The sequence below is a fragment of the Pelomonas margarita genome (assembly GCF_043555875.1).
Taxonomy (GTDB): domain Bacteria; phylum Pseudomonadota; class Gammaproteobacteria; order Burkholderiales; family Burkholderiaceae_C; genus Pelomonas; species Pelomonas margarita.
Genome location: NZ_JBIGHW010000090.1, coordinates 1 through 255, shown reverse-complemented (window position 1 = coordinate 255; position 255 = coordinate 1). Strand labels below are relative to the sequence as shown.

Annotated in this window: 1 protein-coding gene; it reads right to left on the bottom strand. The window is 71.8% G+C overall.

Annotated elements, in window-relative coordinates:
* Window positions 1-255, bottom strand: a 255-nt coding sequence (locus ACG0Z3_RS23450; protein ID WP_474101717.1) for an RraA family protein, incomplete at both ends; no start/stop codon positions are given.

Sequence of the window (255 nt, the reverse complement as noted above, 5' to 3'; positions counted from 1 at the left end):
CGCTGGGGCGCGCGTGGTAGGCCGGCATCGTGTACCTGGCGATGTCGGGGCTGTCACGAAACCCGCCGTCGGTGACGACGCCGGCGCAGCCGCGCACCATCAGCCGCGCGACGAGGATGCCGCCGGCTGACGCGGCGCGTGCATCCTTGCGGCTGTCGATGACGAGCACGGCACCGGGTGGGCATTCCTCGACGGCGACGCGCTGCGGGTGGCTGCGGTCCTTGAAGACCTCGATGCCGTTCAAGTCCTCGCGCG